Raw genomic sequence first — 18,364 nt, forward strand, 5'->3', positions numbered from 1 at the left:
GCCGAGCGTCGCGCCACCGGCGCACCCCGGGGTGGCCCGACCGGTCACGGGACGGCGGCGGCGTGGTGGTTCACACCGCGCCAGAAGTACAGGATCGGGCCGAGGAAGTTGACCGCGATCACCAGCGCCCAGACTCCCTTGCGACCCCTGACCTGTGCGGCGGGCCGGAACGCGAGGTCCGTCCAGGCGGTCGCGGCGAGGGACAGCTGGACGGACGCCGCCGTGAGGGCGGCGGCCTTCTGGCCGTCCGTGAGGTCCTTCCATCGGTAGGTGGTCATGGGACTCCTCCTCTGTGCGGGCGCTCGGACGTGCCGGGTGCCCGTCTTCCACGCTTCTCGCGGTCGCCAGGTGCGGACAGAGCCGTTGGTCCCGGCTCGAGACGCGGTGCTCGGGTCGCCGTGCACGGGCGGGTGCCATCCGCCCCGAGAAAGCCCTTGACCGGTACAGAAGCCGAGATCTACTGTATCGGTACAGAACCCAACGGACGGAGGAACCATGGACGGCGCACCACTCGCACTGCTCCTCTCACGAGCCTCGGTGATCCGCGAGGTCGAGAGCGCCCGACCGGGCGCACCCGTCGTCCCCGCAGGACGCCCGCGGCGCCCGCGGCGCCCGCGCGTCCCCCGGACCCGCACCGCACTCGCGGGCGCCCTGCACCGGGCGGCCGAGGCCCTGACCCCGCACGTCGACTGCGAGGCCGGCACCCAGGCCGGCTGACGTGCCCGAGGACCGTCACCCGGGCTCCACGGCCTACCCTGTCCAGCATGGACACGAGGGCGGTGCCGTGGCCCGGGTGACGCTGCAGACGGTCGCCGACCGGGTGGGTGTGAGCCGCATGACGGTCTCCAACGCCTTCTCGCGACCGGACCAGCTCTCCGCCGAGCTGCGCCGTCGGATCCTCGCCGCCGCGGACGAGCTCGGCTACGTCGGGCCGGACCCCGCCGCGCGTGCCCTCGCCCGCGGGACCACCGGCGCCGTCGGCGTCCTCATGAAGGACTCCGTCGGAGCGGCCTTCGACGACGACGTCGCCACCGGCTTCTTCGCAGCCGTCGCCGGCGAGCTCGCCCCCACCGGCCTCGCGCTGACCCTGCTCCCGTCGAACGGGTCGGCGGACCTCGTGCCCGCCCGTGACATCGCCATGGACGGCGCGCTCGTCTACTCGTGCGCGGGCGACAGCCCTGCGCTGCAGTGGCTCATCAAGCGCAAGCTGCCCCTGGTCTTCGTCGAGCAGCCGCCCGTCGCCGGCGCGGACAGCGTGGTGCTCGACGACCAGGGTGGTGCTGGTGCGGCCGCCGAGCACCTGCTGGGCCTCGGCCACCGGCACCTCGGCCTGCTCACCATCGCGTGGAGCAGGCCCGCGGGCATCATGGCCGACCCGCGCCTGGCGGGCGACGGGTACGTCTCGACCGAGCGGGTCGCCGGGTGGCTCGACGTCATCGAGGCCGCCGGGGCGCGCGTCACCGCCGTGCAGACCCACACGAACAGCGAGCGCGACGCCTACGACGGCGCGCTCCTCATGCTCGACCGCGACGACCGCCCGACGGGCGTGCTCTGCTTCTCGGACCTCATGGCCTGGGGGGTCATCCACGCGGCCCACGACCTGGGCCTGCGGGTCCCCGAGGACGTGTCTGTCGTCGGCTTCGACGACAGCCCGCTCGCGAGCCGCATCCGCCCCGCGCTCACCACGATCCGGCAGGACGCGGCGGCGAAGGGCCGCGCCGCGGCGAGCGCCCTCACCGCGGCCATCGAGCGCGCGCGGACCGACGAGCCGCACGAGCCCCAGCAGGTGCGGCTGCCGGCCGAGCTCGTGGTGCGCCTGAGCACGGCCCCACCACCGTCCTGACCTCTCTCAGGCTCCGCACAGCGACGCCACAGCGACGGCGCAGTGCACCTGCGTAGACCTGCTCCTGACGCTGAACCCGCACAAGGAGCCACTCATGAACGACGCCGTCCTGCTGATCGCCGACCTCGTGGCGGTCACCGCGCTGACCTACGGGTCCTACTACCGCAAGCACCGCCGCCGCGACATGGTGCTCGCGTACATGGGGCTCAACGTCGGCGTCCTCGCCGTCTCCACCGTCCTGACGGGCTCCGGCGTCGGCCTCGGGCTGGGGCTCGGCCTCTTCGGCGTGCTCTCGATCATCCGCCTGCGCTCCACCGAGATCAGCCAGGAGGAGGTCGCGTACTACTTCGCGGCACTGGCCCTCGGGCTGATCTTCGGTCTCGCGCCGGAGCCCCTGTGGCTCGCGCCGGCGCTGGGGGCGCTCCTCGTCGGAGTCGTCGTCCTCGTCGACCACCAGCCGCGCGCCGCGGGCAGCCGCCGTCAGCTCGTCACGCTCGACCGCGTCATCTCGGACGAGGCCGCGCTCGCGGCGCATCTCGCGACGGTGCTCGGCGGGACCGGCAGGCCCGTCGTCGTGCACCGCGTCGTCGTGCAGGGGACGGACCTCGTCCGGGACGCGATGACGGTCGACGTGCGCTACCAGGTCGCTGCGACGGCCCGGCGGCGCACCACGGGCGGGGAACGGCTCGCGGCCCGCGACGCCGACGGGCGTCAGGTGCGCGAGACGGACGTCCCGTCCAGCCCTCGTGACGTGCCGGCCGACGCCCTCGCCTGGCGCTGAGGCGGTCCCGGTGCCCCTCATCGAGCAGCTGCCCGCGATCGACCTCGAACGTGTCCAGGCGCTAGCAGACCTCCAGACGCGCGTGGACCGCAAGTACGTCCTGACCACGGCGGTCCTCGACCGCCTCGCGCAGGCCACCCTCGCCGACGCCGCCGTGCTGACGATCGACGGCCGCACGGCCTTCGGGTACGAGTCGGTGTACTTCGACACCCCGGACCTGCTCACCCACCGCGCGGCCGCCCACGAGCGTCGCCGCCGGTACAAGGTCCGCACCCGGACGTACCTGGACTCGGGGACGTGCGTCCTCGAGCTCAAGACGCGCGGCGCGCGCGACGAGACCGTCAAGCGCCGGGTCCCGCACCCCGTCGACCGGCGCGCCGAGCTCACGGCCGACGACGTCGACGCGCTGCGCGAGTGGCTCGGCGTCCAGGCCCCGGTGGACGAGCTACGGCCCAGCCTCCGCACGACCTACCGCCGGTGCACCGTGGTCGACGTCGCGTCCGGGGCCCGCCTGACCGTCGACTCCGACCTGCGGCTCGCCGCACCGGAGCCCGCCCGCGGGACCGCGGGCCCGGGCGCCGGGTCGCCGGCCGACCGGCTCCCCGCCGGGTCGCCGGCCGACCGGCTCCCCGCCGGGTCGCCGGCCGACCGGCTCCCCGGTGGGTCGACCACCGCCGGGGCCGAAGTGGTCCTGCGCGGGCGGCTCGTGCTGGAGATCAAGTCCGCCGGACCGGCGACGCCGGCGGACCGGTGGCTCTGGGCGGCCGGCCACCGACCCGAGCGGATCAGCAAGTACAGCGTGGGCCTCGCGGCACTCGACCCGACCCTGCCAGCGAACCGTTGGGCGCGCAGCCTGACCCGGCACTTCGGCGCCGGGCGGGCCTGACCCGGGCGTCCGCACCGAGGCGCCACGCGGCACCACGGGTGGCGCCGCTCGGGGCGACGGGGCGGCGCGGGTGGCGGGCAGCGGGGTGGCGGGCAGCGGGGTGGCGGGGCGGCGCGGGGCCCGGCCGCCGGCCGTGCCTCAGCGGGGCCGGTCCCGGTCCTTGCTCGGCTGGACCCGCTTGGGCTCGCCCGGCATCTTCGGGTACTCGGGCGGGTACGGCAGGTCCTCGTGCCCGTGGTCGCGCTCGTCCTTGTCCGCGAGCTCCAGCAGCGGCTCGAGCGAGAAGGCCCGACGCTCGACGCCGTCGGGCATCGCCGCGCCGGTGAGCGCGCCGAGGTCGTCACGGGCGAGGGGAGGGGCGCTGAGCGGGGCGAAGAGGTCGCCGACCTCAGCGAACCGGGCGGGCATCGTCGTGACGTCGAAGTCGTCGGGGTGCACCTGACCGACCTCGTCCCAGCGCAGCGGCGCGGAGACGGTCGCGCGGGCGTTGGCCCGGATCGAGTAGGCCGAGGCGATGGTCCGGTCACGCGCCATCTGGTTGTAGTCGATGAAGATCTTCTGGCCGCGCTCCTCCTTCCACCACTTCATGGTGACCTGCTCGGGCAGGCGGCGTTCGATCTCGCGGCCGAGCGCGATCGTCGCGCGTCGCGCCTGCGTGAACGTCCAGCGCGGCTCGATCGGGACGAACACGTGGATGCCCCGCCCGCCGGACGTCTTGGGCCAGCCCTCCATGCCCAGCTCGTGCAGCAGCTCGCGGACGTGCGGTGCGACGCGTGCGGCGTCGTCGAAGTCGGTCCCGGGCTGGGGGTCGAGGTCGATGCGCATCTGGTCGGGCGCGTCGACGTCGGTCGCCCGCACCGGCCACGGGTGGAAGGTGAGCGTCCCCATGTTGGCGGCCCAGCCGACGACCGCCAGCTCGGTGGGGCACACCTCGTCCGCGGTACGACCGCTCGGGAACGCGATGGTCGACGTGCGGACGTAGTCGGGAGCGCCCTGCGGGACCCGCTTCTGGTAGAAGGCGTCACCTGTCGAGTCCGCGCGGGTCGCCATCTTCGCGCCCTCGAAGAAGCCCTTGGGCCAGCGCTCGAGGGTCGTGGGCCGCTCACGCAGCGCGCCGAGGATGCCGTCACCCACGGAGAGGAAGTACTGGACGACGTCGAGCTTGGTCAGCCCGCGTGCGGGGAACACCACCCGGTCCGGACTGCTGACGCGGACGGTCCGCTCACCTACCTGGAGCTCCACCGCCGGCGTGGTCGCGCGCGCCATGCAGGCCACCGTAGATGCTCACGCTTGGCCTGGCGAGGGGGCGGCGGGGCGGGGCACATCGGTCTCGAGCCCGTGCTCACGCGTCGCCGGAGGCCGCGGTGCTCACGCGTCGCCGGACGTCGCCGTGCTTACGCGTCTCCGGACGCCGCCGTCCTCACGCGTCGCCGGACGCTGCGAGGATGCCTCGCCGGTGGGCGACCGTCACGGCCTCGGTCCGGCCCGACGCCCCGAGCTTGGCGAGCACGTTGGACACGTGCACGCTGACCGTCTTGCCGCTGATGAACAGGCGCTCCCCGATCTGCCGGTTGCTCAGGCCCTCGGCGACGAGCGCGAGCACCTCGGACTCCCGCGCGGTGAGCAGCTCGACGCCGGACGGGCGCGCGCCGGGGACGTCGAGGCGCCCGCGACGGGCGAGGGCCTGCGTCGCGGTCTCGAGCGGGCGCGCGCCCATGGCCCGGGCGACGGTGGCCGCGGCGGCGAGCTGGGCCTGTGCCGCGACGCGGTCGCCGGCCTCGAGGAGCGACTCGGCCCACCGCCACCGGCTGCGCGCCTCCTCGTAGCGGTAGCCGTAGGCGAAGGCGACGGTGGCCTCGTGCCACAGCTCGGGGTCGTTGCGTCCCGTCAGACGCCCGTGCTCCGCCCGTGCGCGCGCAAGCCAGCCGCGCCCCTCGGGCCCGAGCCGACCGCCCCGCGGTCGGCCGCGCTCGGCCGTGCGGATGGCACGCTCCAGGAGCTCGTCGCCGCGACGCACCTTGAGGATCGGGTCGATGCCCGCGAGCCGGTCGGCCTGCGCACCGTCGGCGAGCGCGGCGAGGCCGAGGGCCGCGAGCCAGATGCCGCCGAGGAAGTAGTCGTTCCAGGCGCGGCCCAGGTGCTCGATGACGGCCGTGGCGACGTCGACGGCCTCGTCCGTGCGCCCCACCCACGTCAACGCGTCGGTCGTGCACCCGCCCGCGACGAGCGCGACCTGGCCGTCGCGGTCCCAGTGCGAGTCGAGCGCTCGGCCACGCTCGACCGCGTCCGTGTCGCCCCGGGCGACGGCGGCGTACAGGCGGACCGCCGCGAGCACGTTGGCGGCGCTCGGCGGCGGGGCGACGTCGAACGGCGGGGAGGCCGTGAGGTCGCCGTGCGCGTAGCGCACGAGGTCGCAGAACACCCTGAGCTGCACGCCGTACGCGCTCCAGGTCAGCCCGGCCGCGCGCGCCCGGGCGAGGCCCTCCTCGGTGAGGCGGGACGCGTCGTCGAGCAGGCCCGCGTAGTACTGGTTGGCCGCGAGGTTGAACCCGACGCGCAGCTCGGTCACGAGGTCGCCCGCGTCGTGCGCGCGCTGCCGGGCGCGCGTGAGCAGGTCGGCGGACCGTTGGCGGTCGTCGACCACGAGCACGGCCAGGGTCGCGAGCGCATCGGCCTCGACGGCGGCGTCCCCGAGGCGCCGCGCCTCCTCGACGGCCGCCTCGGCGCTGCGCGTCGCCTCGACGTCACGGTCCTTGGAGACGGCCGTGCGCGCGTGGATCGCCAGCGCCCAGGCGTGCGCGAGGTTCGGCGGGTCGTCGGGGATCGACGCCAGGGCGAGGGATGCCTCCGCCAGCGACTCGTCGTCACGGTCGATCGCGAGCAGGTGCCGCGCGAGCTCGGACCGCAGCACGCCCTGCCGGACCGGGTCGTCGGCGGCGGCGGTGACCGCCTCCCGTCCGAGGGCAGCGGCCCGGTCGTCGAGCCCCGCACGGCTCGCCGCCGCGGCGGCCGACGCGGCGACCTCGATCCGGTCGTGACCGCTGTGCCGCTCGGCGTCCGGGACCGATGCCCACAGGCTCAGGACCGCCTCGAGGTGGCGCAGCTCCTCGGCCGGCGCCAGGACGCCGCCGGCGTCCCGCGCGGCGTCGAGCGAGGCGCGCAGGGCCGTCGGTGCGTCGTGGCACCGCAGCGCGTGGTGGGCGAGCTGCGCGGCGGAGCCGAGGCCGGGCTCGGCCACGAGCGTGTCCCGGTACGCCCGGTGCAGCGTGACGCGCTCGCCGGGCAGCAGGTCCGCGTACACGGCCTCGGCGAGCAGGGCGTGCTGGAAGGCGAGCCGTCCGTCCTCGCCGCTGAGCACGTGCCCTGCGACCGCCTCCCGCAGCGCGCCGTCGAACGCGTCACCGGCCAGGCCGGGGTCGGACGCGGAGGCCGCACGCAGGAGCGGCTCGCTGACGGTCCGGCCGGCGACCGAGGCGACGCGCGCGAGGTGCTGGACGGTGGGGTCGAGCCGCTCGAGCCGAGCCCGCAGCACGTCCGCGAGGGACCACGGCAGGCCCGGGCCGGCGCCCGCGTCGAGCAGCTCCTCCGCGAAGTACGCGTTCCCCTCGGAGCGCGCCATGACGCTGCGCAGCGTGTCCTCGGGGGGCGTGTGCCCGGTGAGGGCCGTCGCGAACTCGCGCAGCTCCTCGTCGGTGAACGGCCCGAGGTCCATGCGCTCCACGCGCGGGTGGCGCCACAGCTCGGCGAGCATGGGCCTCAGCGGGTGCCGCCGGTGCAGGTCGTCGGTGCGGTAGGTGGCGACCACCAGGAGGTGCTCGTCACGCATGCGGGCCACGAGGAACCGCAGCACGTCGCGGCTCGAGGAGTCCGCCCAGTGCAGGTCCTCGACGAGGAGGACCAGCGGTGCGCCGGGGCGTCCGACGCCGCCGAGAGCCGCGGCGATCCCGTCGAAGAGCTGGAGCCTGCCCGCCTCGTCCTCCGCGCGGGACAGGCTCTCGCGTCCGGCCGAGGGCAGGAGGCGGGCGAGGGCCGGGCGGGCCTCGAGCGCGCGGTCCACGACGTCCCCGTGGGCGCGCAGCTGGGCGAGGGCCTCGGCGAAGGGGAGGTACGGGAGCCCGACCTCGCCCAGGTCGACGCAGTGGACGGTGACGGCCGTGGCGCCGGCCTGCGTCGCGAGGTCGCTGACGTGGGTGAGGAGGCGTGTCTTGCCGACGCCCGCGTCCGCCCCCAGGAGGACCGCGCTGGGCTCCCCCCGGCCCGCGCGCTCCAGGGCGTCCCTGAAGGCTCGGACCTGCGCGTCGCGGGCGACGAACGGTCTGCTCATCGCGCTACGGGCCATGCCCCCGATCCTTGCAGCGCCCACTGACGCCCGGAAGGTTCGTCCGGCGATGCGGACCGATCGGTCGACGGCCCCCCGGCTGGCCCCTGCGCGGGCGAGGTCGCGGCGCGAGCGTTCTCGCGGCGACGGCGCCACGTCCGGCGCGCGCGGCCCCCTCCCGCGGACGGCCCACGGCCCGCACCGGCCATGCGCTCACGGCGGTCGGCGAGGTCCGCCCGGTAGATGAGCTCGGTCTCGAGCTCTGGTCCCCATGTCGCGTTCATCTCGGCCTCCGGCTCGACGTGCAGGCTGACTGCCTGCACGTCACACCGTGCCGATGAGGCGCCGCACCGCGGATCGGGCGGGTGACGGGTATGTGGCTGAGGTCCGGGTCCGCGGCCGCCTAAGGATCCTTAGGCGGGTCGGGGACCCGGGTTCAGAGCCGCTCGAGACGCGGGCTGTCGAGCGCGACGCGCAGACGCTCGCCGTCGCCGAAGTCCACGATGACCGCCTGGTCGCCGTCGAGAGCGATGACGCGGCCGAGGCCGTGCCGTTCGTGGGACACACGTGCACCGACCGGGATCGGCACCGCCTTGGCCAGGGCGGCCTCCCGGGCGGCGTTGAAGGGACTGGTGGCGAGGTACCGGCGCTTGCCGGTCGGATGGGAAGGCATCAGGACAAGTGTCCTCCTCCGCGGGGGTCCGGAACACCGCGTGTCCCGGACGGGGTCACCGGGGCGGCTGCTACCGGCGTCGACGGGGGTGTCATGAGGCGTACCGGGCGGCGGAACGGGCGCGGCGCTTGGCCGCCTCGACCTCGCGGTCCTTGGGCGGGGCCGCGGTCACGAGCGCCTCGAGCAGGTGACGGGTCGCGTGCGCGACGTCCTCGACCGCGCGGTCGAACGCCTCGCGGTTCGCCTGGGAGGGCTTCGTGGTGCCGGCGACCTTGCGCACGTACTGCAGCGCGGCCGCGTGCACCTCGTCCGGCGTCGCGGCCGGCTCGAAGTTGTGCAGAGGGCGGATGTTGCGGCACATGCTCCGACGGTACGACCCACCCGGCCCCCCTGTCGCGGGTCCCTCGTGTCCGAGGGGTGCGGCAGGATCGGCGCATGGCTGACGGGCGAGGTCCGGCGACGACGTCGCGGGTGGTGGGCGAGGACTGGTACGCCCGGGTGCTGACCGACGAGCGGTTCGAGCGCGTCGCGTTCGTCGACGTGGACATGACGGAGGTGACGGCCGAGCGCACCACGTTCGAGGAGTGCGTGCTCCGCGGCGTCCGGTTCAACGCGGCCGTGCTCACCGAGTCGGCGTTCGTGAACTGCACGTTCGTGCGCTGCACCTTCTTCGACACGCGTCTGGTGCGCTGCAAGCTGGTCGGCTCGGCGTTCGACGGCTGCACCTTCCAGGTCATGACGGTCGAGGGGGGCAACTGGAGCTTCGTCGGGCTCGCGGGCGCGGACCTGCGGACGGCGCGCATCACCGGCGCACGCATGCGCGAGGCGGACCTCACGGGTGCAAGGCTCGAGAACGCCGTGCTGCGCGACGCGGACCTGACGTCGGCCACGCTGCACCGCGCCGACCTGCGGTCGTGCGACCTGCGGGGGAGCGACCTCACCGGCATCGATCCCGGGACGGTGGACCTGAGGGGAGCCGTCGTGACGGTCGACCAGGCGGTGCTGGTGGCCGAGGCGCTCGGGCTCGATGTCAGGGCCGCCGGTGAGGGCTAGCCTGGCCCCATGAGCAGGGCTGCCCAGCACGGCCCACCGGTCTTCCGGTCGACCCCCGAGTACGACGCGTTCGGTCCGTGGGTCCTGCCGGTCACGGGCCCGGACGAGGTGCCGCCCCTCTTCCGCCGCCACCCCATCGACTTCACGGGCACGCAGCTCGTCCTCAAGGTCCCCCGGCCGATCGAGCGCCGTGACGCGCTGCCGTCGATGGACCTCTACGACCACCTGCTGATCCTCCAGACGAGCGGCCTCACGGTCCTCACGAGGGTCGAGGACCAGGTCCGCACGCACGTCGTGGCGCCGTCCGAGCTGCTCGCGATCGAGGACGCCACGGACCTGCTCGACGGTCGCCTCACCCTCTTCACCGCCCTGCCCGAGGGGCCCGTGACCGTCCACTACAACGGGTCCTCGCGGGACGTCGTCGGGCAGCTCGTCGACGGGCTGCGGGCCTTCTGGGGCGGCGGCCCCCGGGCCAGGTCGGCCGACGCGGCGGGCGTGGCCGGCGAGGCCGCGGGCGTCGAGCCGCCCACCCAGCTGGGCCTGACCGCGCTGGGCCCGGACGTCGCGCTGGTCACCGCGTACCGCGAGCTCGCGCGCACGGAGCCGTGGATCCGCCTGCTCAGCGCCCAGGCCCGGCAGCAGGTCGTCCCCGCGGGTCAGGGCGCGGGGGCTGCCCTCGCGCGTGCGCTGCACACCCTGTGGCCGATGACGGTGCAGGGCGCGATCGTCACGGGTGACGGCCGTGAGCTCCAGGTGGTGCACCGCCGCGAGTGGTGGCTCCGTGGTCGGCGTCCCGTGCACTCGCTTGCACGCACCGTGATCCCCCTCGCGCGCGTCGTCGGCATCGAGGCCGAGGACGACCCGCGGTACGCGGGCGTGCGGGTGCTGACCGTCGTCATCGGACCGGCCCGCATCTCGTTCCCGGTCGCCGCGGCGTCCGCGACGGAGGACGGCGTCCGGGCGGGGCACCGGGCGGCGTCCGGAGCGGCAGGGTGACCTGCCGGGCGGGCACACTGGTCCCGTGAGCACCGAAGAACCCGTCAGCGCGGCGCTCCGGGACGCCAAGGCCCGTGCGCGCTCGTCCCACTACACGGTGGGGACGCTCCAGTCGGACCCCGACGGGACGGTCTGGCTCGAGTGCTCGTGCGGCACGGTGCTGCGCAACGGACCCACGTGGACGCTCGACGAGCACGTCCGGCTCCACCGCGCCGAGGCCAAGTACCTCGAGCTCTCCGCGTCCGCGCCGCCCGGCATCCCGCGCCTCATCGAGCTCGCGCGCGGGTGAGCGGCCCTGGCGCGGCGCGTGGCAACCGGCTCGTGACGACGGTTCCCCGCGGGCCCACGGCGTCGCGGGTCACGACGAGGTCACGACCTGGCGGTGGCCGCGCCGCGCGCTGGACGGCGCACGGGCGGGAGGGGATACGGTCGTCTCGGCGCGCCAGCAGCGCCGCGATGCCGCACCCTGGGAGGGTGCCGCATGGCTGTCCGTCGATGAACGCACCGCAGGAGGGTCGATGAGTGGCGACCGAGCCCGCCGCACGTCGTCCGGGAGCACCCTGCGTCTGGTCGGCGGTGCGCAGAGCACCGAGCAGACCGCGGAGCAGACGGCCGAGGACGGGGAGCCAGGCGCGTCCCCGGAGGTGCCCGAGCCGGGCGCGGAGCCCGGTCTGATCAGCATCGTCCTGCCCGGTCAGCGGCAGTCCGTCGCGATCGGCCGGCACTGGGTGGTCCGCACGAGCGCCGAGCACGGCGTCACCGGCATGGCGAACCAGGTCGTCGAGCTCCTCTCGAGCGAGCTCCTCGCGAACGCCGTCCTCCACGGTGCGGAGGGCAGCGCGATCGGCGTCCAGCTGCGGCGCACGGCCGAGGCGCTGCGCGTGTCGGTCAGCGACGCCGGGGCCAGCACACCGGTCGTGCTGCACCGCGAGCCGTCCGCGCCCAACGGCCGCGGCATGGCGATCGTCGAGGCGATGTCGAGCCGGTGGGGCGTCGACGAGCACGACGAGGGCGGCAAGACGGTGTGGTTCGAGCTCGACCTCGAGGACTTCTAGGCAAGGACGTTGTGCCCACCCCCGGGCGCGCCGCCCGCCGAGAATGGCAGCGTCGCTCATCAGGGACGAGGGGGCCGCATGGCACCGACGACGGTGACGCCCCGCGGCGTCGTCCGCGGTGCCCGCCTTGCACCGCGCGCACCGCGCTCACCGAGCGCACCGAGCGCACTGCGCTCGCAGAGGGTCGTCCCGGTTCTGCTGACGTCGCTGGCCGCGCTGGTGATGGGCCTCCTGACGCTCCTCGGCGCCGCCCCCGCCGCGGCTGCGACCGACGTCGTGCCCGCTGCGCAGAGTGCGCCAGCCGGGCCGGCCACACTCGCAGCCGCCGGGCTCGCCACCGACACGGCGCCGGAACCCGTCGAGCTCACCCTGTACTGGGGCGACGGCTGCCCGCGGTGCGAGGCCGAGCGGGAGTGGCTCCAGGACGCCGTCGAGCGTGTGCCCACCCTGACCGTCACGGAGCACGAGGTCTGGTTCGACGAGGCCGGCCAGGACGTGTTCGTCGCGGCGGGTGAGGAGCTCGGCTTCGAGGCGTCGTCGGTCCCGACCACTGTGATCGGCGAGCGCGTGTGGATCGGCTGGACCGACGCGATCGCCGAGGACGTCGGCGCCGCGATCGACCTCGCGGCCGGCGGTGAGCCCGTACCCGCGGGCGTCTACGGGACGCCCGGAGCGGGCACGTGCTCCCAGGAGGACCTCGCGTGCGCCGCAGACGAGGAGAGCGGTGCGACGGTCGACGTCCCGCTCCTCGGCGAGGTGGACCTGGGGGAGAGCTCCCTGCTCGTCTCGACGCTCGTCATCGGGTTCGTCGACGGCGTGAACCCGTGCTCGCTGTGGGTCATCTCGGTGCTGCTGACGATCGTCGTCCGCACGGCCTCGCGACGCCGGGTGCTGGCGATCGGCTTCACGTTCCTCACGGTGACCGCGGCGATGTACGCGGTGTACATGGCCGGCATCTACTCCGCCCTGACGGTGGTGCGTCACCTGGGGGCCATCCAGGTCGGCGTCGCGATCGCCGCGGGCATCTTCGGTGCCGTGAGCGTCAAGGACTACTTCGCGTTCAAGAAGGGCCTGTCGTTCACCATCAAGGACTCCGCGAAGCCGGGGATCTACAAGCGCGTGCGGACGGCGGCCGGGCACCACGCCCTGGTCCCGGCGCTCGCGGCGACCATCGCGCTCGCGGTCGCGGTGTCGTTGCTCGAGACGCCGTGCACGGCGGGGTTCCCGGTGCTGTGGACCGGCCTGCTGCAGGCCAACGGGGTCGGGCTCGCGGAGGCTGCCGGGCTCTTCCTCGTGTACATGGTGCCGTTCCTGCTCGACGAGCTCGTCGTGTTCGGCCTCGCCGTCGTGACGATGCGCGCGACCAAGATGCAGGAGAAGCACGGCCAGCTGCTCAAGCTGGTCGCCGGCGTGACGATGCTCGCGCTCGCCGGCGCGATGGTGGTGGACCCGTCCGTCATGGAGAGCCCGCTCGGCGCGCTGCTCCTGTTCGCCGGCGCCTTCGCGCTCGCGGGGATCATCCACGCGGTCACGACCCGTGTGCGCCGTGCCCGCACGACCAGCCCGGCCGAGGTCTGAGCCAGGCGCCGACGACGGCGTGCCCCTCGCGTGGCGCCACCGGGCGGGTGGCCGCAGACTCGGCCCATGCGCAGCGTGGCGGGGCCTGCGGGCCGGACGACAGCCCGGGAGGCTGTCGCCGCAGCCCTGCCGCGGCATGCGGCGGCCGTGGTCCCGGCGGTCCTCGTCGCCGCGTCGGGGGTGCTGCTCTTCGGCCTCGGGCAGCCCGTGCCCGGCTATCTCGCGCTAGCCGGCGCCCTGCTGGTGGCGGCGGCGCTCGGCGCCACGGTGCTCGGTCCGGCGACCGCGCAGGGATGGCGTGGGCCACGCTGGGCGCTGCTGCGCGACCTGAGCCTCATCGCCCTGGGCGTCGTCGTCATGAGCGTCACGCCCGTGAACACCGAGGTCACGGATGCGCACATCGTGCGCATGGGCAGTGCCATGGTGCTCGCCGTCGGGCTGCCCTACCTCGTCTCGCGCCACGTGTACCGCGACCATGCGATCCGGTTCCCGCTCCGCGCGGGGCGGTGGACGCGTTTCGAGCGGGTGTGGCTGGTCGCCATCGTCGGCATCGGGTACGCGCTGCTGCCCGTCTACATGATCCGCACCGGCGTCTACGAGAACTGGCCGGCGGTGTCCGACGCCGAGGGGGTCGCCCGGCTCTTCGTGGGCACCAACGCGCTGGGCATCTGGGACGAGCTCTTCTTCGTGTGCACGTGCTTCACGCTGCTGCGCCGGCACCTGGCCGACTGGCAGGCGAACCTCGTCCAGGCGGCGCTGTTCACGTCGTTCCTGCACGAGCTCGGCTTCCACGCCTGGGGCCCGTACCTGATCTTCCCGTTCGCGCTCGTGCAGGGGTACACGTTCAAGGTCACGCGGTCGCTCACGTACATCGTGTGCGTGCACCTGCTGTTCGACCTCGTGCTGTTCGGGGTCCTCGTGCACGCCCACAACCGCGCGTGGCTCGACGTGTTCGTCTACTGACGGGCCCGCGCGGCCTGACGCACCCCGGCCCCCACGCTCACGCGCGGGGGCCGGGGCATCGGTGTCCGTGCCGGGTCAGCTCACCGGGTCACCGCCCGCGTCGCGTGACGACGCGCAGGTCGCGCTCCACCGACGACGGGGCCACCTGGTCATTGCCCGAGTAGGCGATCGTCAGGTGGTGCGTCCCGACCGCGAGCTGCCTGGGCAGCACCACGACCGCGGCACCCGTGCGGCCGTGGCTCAGCACCCGGGCCGACGCGATGACCTCGCCGCCCTCGAGCACCTCGACGGCGCCCGTGGGCCGGGCCCCGTCCGAGCGGACGACGGCCGTCACCAGGGCCGTCGAGCCCTGGCGAACGGTCGACGGGAACAGGTGCGCGGACAGGTGCGACGCGGCTCGCGCCGTGACCTCCACCGTGACGGGCTCGGACGTCGAGCCCGCCCATGCCGCGACGTCGGGCGCGAACACGGCGGTGAGCGTGTGGCTGCCCACGCCGAGCGCGACGTCCGCTCGCGCGGTCCCGCTGACGACGGGTGTCGTGGCGACCTCCGTCTCACCCTCGAGGAACCGGACGGTCCCGGTCGCCTCGGCCGGCGCGACGGTCGCGACGAGCGTCTGCGTGCCGCCCTCCCGCAGGTCACCCTCGACCGCGAGGGTCGTGGTCGTGGCCGTCGCGACCGGTGCGGTCACGTCGACGACCTCGGCCCGACGCCCGTCGGGGTTGTGCGTGTGCAGCAGGAGCACCTGGCTGTCGCCCGTCGTGGCCGACCGGTTCACCGTGAACGGTGTGCCGGGGGCACCGAGGAACCACAGCGAGCCCGCGGCCTCGGCGCCTGCGTCGAACCACAGCGCCGGGGAGTACGGGTCGACCGTGAACGGCTCGGTCTCGTCGACGATCTTGCTGGCGGCCGACGCGTACGGCGAGTAGGTCGCGACGAGGATCGTCGGCGTCGAACCCGGCGTGATGCCGACGGCGTCGAGGTCGAGCGGCGCCACCACGACGTCGCTGTCGAACACCGTGGTGTCGACGTCGCCCCACAGCCCGTTCGCGCCCGTGAGGTCGAGCAGCGCGCCCAGGGAGTAGCCGTCCTCGGCCGAGTACTCGAGCGCGTACGTCTCGACGGTCGTCAGGTCGACGTCCGGGGAGTACTTCTGCACGTGCGTCTCGAGGTCCCAGATGCCGTCGCCGTCGATGTCGGTGTTGATGATCGGCACGACGTTCGTGCCGAGGCTCGCCCACTCGCCCTCGGTGGCGATGCCGATGCCGAGGGTCCCGTGCCCGTCGACGGCAGGGTCTGCCCCCGCGGCGACGAGCTGGGGTGCGGTCGAGCTGACGCCGACGTAGCGGAGGTCGCCCGCCGCGATGGACGACGGCGAGCTCTGCTCACCGGGCTCGCCCTCGAGCTGGGGGCTCGTCGCGGCGAGCACGAACGGCGCGACGAGCGACGTGAAGCCACCCTGGTCGACACCCCGACCCGTGAGCGTCAACGGCGCGGACGTGGCCGCCGCGTCGGCGAACGCCACGGGCTCGGCCGCAAGGTCGCTCACGAGGCGCGGCGCAGCCTGGACAGGAACCCGGAGCTCCGGGCCGCCCGACGGCGTGAGCACGAGGCGACCTGACAGGCTCGCGACGTAGTCCCGCGGGACCTCGACGCCCAGGTCGTAGCTCGGCGTCGACGTCGGGTCGAGGTCCTTCGCCAGGGTCGTCGGGTCGGCCGTGAGGGTCACGGTCACGAGGCCCTCGGCCCCCGGGGCGAGCGTGAGCGACGCGGGCGTCGTCGTGATGGTCGCCGCGCCGGCCGTCGTCGCGGCCTCGAACGCCGTGCCGAACGTCCGGGCCTCCGCCCCGGTGTTCCGGACGGTCACGGTCTTGTGCTGGACGACCGTCTCGGCCCCCACCGGGACGACGCCGAACGTGACCGACACGAGCGAGGGGTCCTCGGTCGCGTACGCGATGACCTCGGCCTGCGTCGCGTCGAGGGCGTCGACGCGACCGGACCCGACCCGCTCGGGGCCGTAGACGGCGCCCGTCTGGCCCGGCTCGCTGAACACGTCGTGCGTCGCCGTGTTCATGACCGCGGCCTTGATCTGCGCGGGTGACCAGTCCGGGTGCGCCGCTGCGACGAGCGCGGAGATGCCCGCGACGTGCGGCGTCGCCATGGACGTGCCGGACTTGGTCGACGTGGAGTCACCCGAGCCGGACGACGCGGAGGAGATGAGCGTGCCCGGTGCGGCGACGTCGGGCTTGACGATGCCGAGCGAGCCGTGGACGCCGCGTGAGGAGCCCGAGGCCAGGGTGTCGGCGAGGGCCGGCTCCGTGACGAACGCCGCGTTGGCCAGCGAGGGCCCGATGCGGACGGACAGGGTGCCCGCCTGGACCTCCGGCAGGAGCGCGTCCGTCGAGGCGGCCGTGAGCTGTGCACCGGGGATCGCGGCGTTGCCCGCGATGCCCGCGGAGAACACGCTCAGCTCGGTGCCGATGAGGACGCCGACGGCGCCGGCGGCCTGGGCGTTGTTCCACCGGGCGACGCTGCCGCAGGGCCGGGTGGTGTCGTCGTCGTCCCAGGACAGCCACGCGATCTTGCCGGTGAGCGCGGCCGTGTGGTCGGCGAGCGAGGTGCAGCCCGTCACACCCTCGCCGAGGTACGCGACGGGTGCGGTGACGTCGGCGGTGCCCGCGTAGTTGACGCTGTTCTGCGCCGCGTGGACGCCCACGAGGCCGGCGTCGGTCGCGGCGGCGACCTCGACGGCGTCGTACGTCTGGGTGCTCGCGACCGAGTTGGCGACGGTCAGCGCGCTGCGCGCGTTGCCCGGGCTGCCCCCGACGTCCGTGATGTCGCCCGCGTTGCCGGAGGCGATGACCGAGAGCACGCCGAGGTCGCTCAGCTGGTCGATGAACAGGTTCTCGGGGTCGTCCGCCGGGCTCGTGTCGGAGCCGAGGGAGAGGTTGAGGATGTCCAGGTGGTCGTTGAAGTCGAGGTCGCCGTTCGGGTCGGCGGCCCACTCGAGGGCCTGGATGACGAGGCCGGTGCTGCCACCCGCGTCGCCGAAGACCTTGAGCGCGTAGATGCCGGCGTCCGGCGCGGTGCCGGGGCCGACCGTCCAGTCGGTCAGGTCGGTGAGCGTGGAGTAGTCGCCGCGGAACGTCGTCCCGTCGGCCTGGACGCCGTAGCCCGCGGCGCTGCCGGCGACGTGCGTGCCGTGACCACCACCTGCGCCGTCGGGCGCGTCGATCGGGTTCTCGTCGGGCGACGGCGTGGTCGTCGCGCCCGGCGTCGTGGAGTCGGGGTCGGCGTCGTACAGCGGCCCGGCGAAGTCGTGACCGCCGAGGAACTTGGTCCCGTCGACCGCGTCGGCCGGGATCGGCCCGGTGCCGTCGGTGCCGTACGCCGCGGCGTACGCCTCGGCGGTGCCGGGTCCGCCGAAGTCGGCGTGCGTGTAGTCGACGCCGGTGTCGATGATGCCGATGGTGACGCCCTCGCCGGTCTGGCCCGTGCTCGTCCACGTGTCGAGCGCGCGGGTGAACACGTCGGCGCCCTTGTTGGCGGGCGTCTTGGGCACGATGAGGTGCACGGCGACGACGGCGTCCTGGCCGGCGAGCGCGCGGATGGCCGCGGCGTCGCCCTCGACGACGGCACCCGCGACGAGGTTCGAGGTCACGGACACGGTCTCGGGTGCCGGCGTGGCCGAGCGTGCGGCCGCCTGGTCGGCGACGACCTGCTCGGCGAGCTGCTCGACGTCCTCGGCGGCGGCGGAGACCTCGGCGTCGCTGCCGCCGGCCTCGGCGGTGTCCAGGGCGGACGGCGCGTCGAGCTGGACGAAGGCGGTCACGTCGCCGGACGCCTCGAGGAGGGAGGACCCGACCTTCTCGGCCGGCGTCTGGCCGGACTCGGCGTCCCCGCCGGGCCGGACGAGGTCACGGCCGTCGACGACCGGGAGGCCCGACTCGGGCGTGGGTGGCGGTTCGGGGGCTCCCGGGGCGGCGAACGCCCCGGAGGTCCCCAGGGTCAGCGGGACGGCCAGCGCGGCACTCGTGAGTGCGGCGAGGACAGGTCGGCGACGGCTCATGGCGCTCTTTCCCTCGATCGGGCATGGCACGCCTTGAGGTCGTGGAGGCCGACACGTCGTTGTGTACCCCCACGGCCCACGACGTGGGGGAACCCTAGCGCCGGGTGAAGTCCCGGGTGAAGTCCCCCAGTCGTGATCCGTCTCGACCC

The 18,364-nt window shown here is 74.5% G+C and carries 16 protein-coding genes; 10 read left to right on the forward strand and 6 right to left on the reverse strand.

What is annotated here, in order from left to right:
• Positions 1-44: 44 nt before the first annotated feature.
• Positions 45-278, reverse strand: coding sequence for a PLDc N-terminal domain-containing protein (locus tag FZ988_RS09050; protein ID WP_149203701.1), 234 nt, complete (start codon positions 276-278; stop codon positions 45-47).
• A gap of 217 nt (positions 279-495) precedes the next feature.
• Between FZ988_RS09050 and FZ988_RS09055 the strand changes: the two genes are divergently transcribed.
• The 4 genes from FZ988_RS09055 to FZ988_RS09070 all read left to right on the forward strand — a co-directional run bounded on the left by FZ988_RS09055 (position 496) and on the right by FZ988_RS09070 (position 3,510).
• Positions 496-717: a hypothetical protein gene (locus tag FZ988_RS09055; RefSeq protein ID WP_149203702.1), complete on the forward strand. Its 222-nt coding sequence runs from the start codon at positions 496-498 to the stop codon at positions 715-717.
• A gap of 76 nt (positions 718-793) precedes the next feature.
• A complete protein-coding gene (locus FZ988_RS09060; RefSeq protein WP_246169365.1) occupies positions 794-1,843 on the forward strand; it encodes a LacI family DNA-binding transcriptional regulator in 1,050 nt (349 codons plus the stop codon).
• Between the two features lie 94 nt (positions 1,844-1,937).
• The gene (locus FZ988_RS09065; RefSeq protein WP_149203704.1) at positions 1,938-2,624 is read left to right on the forward strand and encodes a DUF4956 domain-containing protein; all 687 of its coding nucleotides are present in this window, start codon (positions 1,938-1,940) and stop codon (positions 2,622-2,624) included.
• A gap of 10 nt (positions 2,625-2,634) precedes the next feature.
• A complete protein-coding gene (locus FZ988_RS09070; protein WP_246169367.1) occupies positions 2,635-3,510 on the forward strand; it encodes a VTC domain-containing protein in 876 nt (291 codons plus the stop codon).
• A 138-nt stretch (positions 3,511-3,648) separates the two neighbouring features.
• On the opposite strand, the gene ligD is transcribed toward FZ988_RS09070, so the two are convergent.
• The 4 genes from ligD to FZ988_RS09090 all read right to left on the reverse strand — a co-directional run bounded on the left by ligD (position 3,649) and on the right by FZ988_RS09090 (position 8,862).
• The gene (gene ligD / locus FZ988_RS09075) at positions 3,649-4,776 is read right to left on the reverse strand and encodes a non-homologous end-joining DNA ligase (protein WP_149203705.1); all 1,128 of its coding nucleotides are present in this window, start codon (positions 4,774-4,776) and stop codon (positions 3,649-3,651) included.
• A gap of 154 nt (positions 4,777-4,930) precedes the next feature.
• On the reverse strand, positions 4,931-7,849 hold the full coding sequence (locus tag FZ988_RS09080) for a helix-turn-helix transcriptional regulator (protein ID WP_246169368.1): 2,919 nt from the start codon (positions 7,847-7,849) through the stop codon (positions 4,931-4,933).
• Positions 7,850-8,264: 415 nt separating this feature from the next.
• Complete coding sequence (locus FZ988_RS09085) at positions 8,265-8,501, reverse strand: hypothetical protein (RefSeq protein ID WP_149203707.1); 237 nt, start codon at positions 8,499-8,501, stop codon at positions 8,265-8,267.
• Positions 8,502-8,592: 91 nt separating this feature from the next.
• Positions 8,593-8,862 (reverse strand): DUF2277 domain-containing protein, encoded by a 270-nt coding sequence (locus FZ988_RS09090; RefSeq protein ID WP_149203708.1) that lies wholly within the window; start codon positions 8,860-8,862, stop codon positions 8,593-8,595.
• Between the two features lie 74 nt (positions 8,863-8,936).
• Here FZ988_RS09090 and FZ988_RS09095 point away from each other — a divergent pair, with 74 nt between their 5' ends.
• From FZ988_RS09095 to FZ988_RS09120, 6 genes are all read left to right on the forward strand, one after another.
• Positions 8,937-9,554: a pentapeptide repeat-containing protein gene (locus FZ988_RS09095; RefSeq protein ID WP_149203709.1), complete on the forward strand. Its 618-nt coding sequence runs from the start codon at positions 8,937-8,939 to the stop codon at positions 9,552-9,554.
• 9 nt (positions 9,555-9,563) lie between these two features.
• Entirely contained in the window at positions 9,564-10,550 is a 987-nt protein-coding gene (locus tag FZ988_RS09100; protein WP_149203710.1) for a hypothetical protein, read from the forward strand.
• Positions 10,551-10,575: 25 nt separating this feature from the next.
• A complete protein-coding gene (locus FZ988_RS09105; protein WP_149203711.1) occupies positions 10,576-10,839 on the forward strand; it encodes a hypothetical protein in 264 nt (87 codons plus the stop codon).
• Between the two features lie 229 nt (positions 10,840-11,068).
• Positions 11,069-11,605: an ATP-binding protein gene (locus FZ988_RS09110; RefSeq protein WP_149203712.1), complete on the forward strand. Its 537-nt coding sequence runs from the start codon at positions 11,069-11,071 to the stop codon at positions 11,603-11,605.
• A gap of 78 nt (positions 11,606-11,683) precedes the next feature.
• On the forward strand, positions 11,684-13,183 hold the full coding sequence (locus tag FZ988_RS09115; protein WP_149203713.1) for a thioredoxin domain-containing protein: 1,500 nt from the start codon (positions 11,684-11,686) through the stop codon (positions 13,181-13,183).
• 66 nt (positions 13,184-13,249) lie between these two features.
• Positions 13,250-14,146, forward strand: coding sequence for a CPBP family intramembrane metalloprotease (locus FZ988_RS09120; protein WP_246169370.1), 897 nt, complete (start codon positions 13,250-13,252; stop codon positions 14,144-14,146).
• Between the two features lie 88 nt (positions 14,147-14,234).
• Here the strand turns inward: FZ988_RS09120 and FZ988_RS09125 are convergent, their stop codons facing one another.
• Complete coding sequence (locus tag FZ988_RS09125; RefSeq protein WP_149203714.1) at positions 14,235-18,215, reverse strand: S8 family serine peptidase; 3,981 nt, start codon at positions 18,213-18,215, stop codon at positions 14,235-14,237.
• Positions 18,216-18,364: the final 149 nt, after the last annotated feature.

Origin of the sequence: Actinotalea subterranea, assembly GCF_008364845.1 — a bacterium.
Lineage (GTDB): Bacteria > Actinomycetota > Actinomycetes > Actinomycetales > Cellulomonadaceae > Actinotalea > Actinotalea subterranea.

Excerpts from the sequence above, each read along its gene's own strand:
- FZ988_RS09050 (WP_149203701.1), bottom strand. The coding sequence starts at position 278 with ATGACCACCTACCGATGGAAGGACCTCACGGACGGCCAGAAGGCCGCC.
- FZ988_RS09055 (WP_149203702.1), top strand. The coding sequence starts at position 496 with ATGGACGGCGCACCACTCGCACTGCTCCTCTCACGAGCCTCGGTGATC.
- FZ988_RS09065 (WP_149203704.1), top strand. The coding sequence starts at position 1,938 with ATGAACGACGCCGTCCTGCTGATCGCCGACCTCGTGGCGGTCACCGCG.
- ligD (WP_149203705.1), bottom strand. The coding sequence starts at position 4,776 with ATGGCGCGCGCGACCACGCCGGCGGTGGAGCTCCAGGTAGGTGAGCGG.
- FZ988_RS09080 (WP_246169368.1), bottom strand. The coding sequence starts at position 7,849 with ATGGCCCGTAGCGCGATGAGCAGACCGTTCGTCGCCCGCGACGCGCAG.
- FZ988_RS09085 (WP_149203707.1), bottom strand. The coding sequence starts at position 8,501 with ATGCCTTCCCATCCGACCGGCAAGCGCCGGTACCTCGCCACCAGTCCC.
- FZ988_RS09090 (WP_149203708.1), bottom strand. The coding sequence starts at position 8,862 with ATGTGCCGCAACATCCGCCCTCTGCACAACTTCGAGCCGGCCGCGACG.
- FZ988_RS09095 (WP_149203709.1), top strand. The coding sequence starts at position 8,937 with ATGGCTGACGGGCGAGGTCCGGCGACGACGTCGCGGGTGGTGGGCGAG.
- FZ988_RS09100 (WP_149203710.1), top strand. The coding sequence starts at position 9,564 with ATGAGCAGGGCTGCCCAGCACGGCCCACCGGTCTTCCGGTCGACCCCC.
- FZ988_RS09110 (WP_149203712.1), top strand. The coding sequence starts at position 11,069 with ATGAGTGGCGACCGAGCCCGCCGCACGTCGTCCGGGAGCACCCTGCGT.
- FZ988_RS09115 (WP_149203713.1), top strand. The coding sequence starts at position 11,684 with ATGGCACCGACGACGGTGACGCCCCGCGGCGTCGTCCGCGGTGCCCGC.
- FZ988_RS09120 (WP_246169370.1), top strand. The coding sequence starts at position 13,250 with ATGCGCAGCGTGGCGGGGCCTGCGGGCCGGACGACAGCCCGGGAGGCT.
- FZ988_RS09125 (WP_149203714.1), bottom strand. The coding sequence starts at position 18,215 with ATGAGCCGTCGCCGACCTGTCCTCGCCGCACTCACGAGTGCCGCGCTG.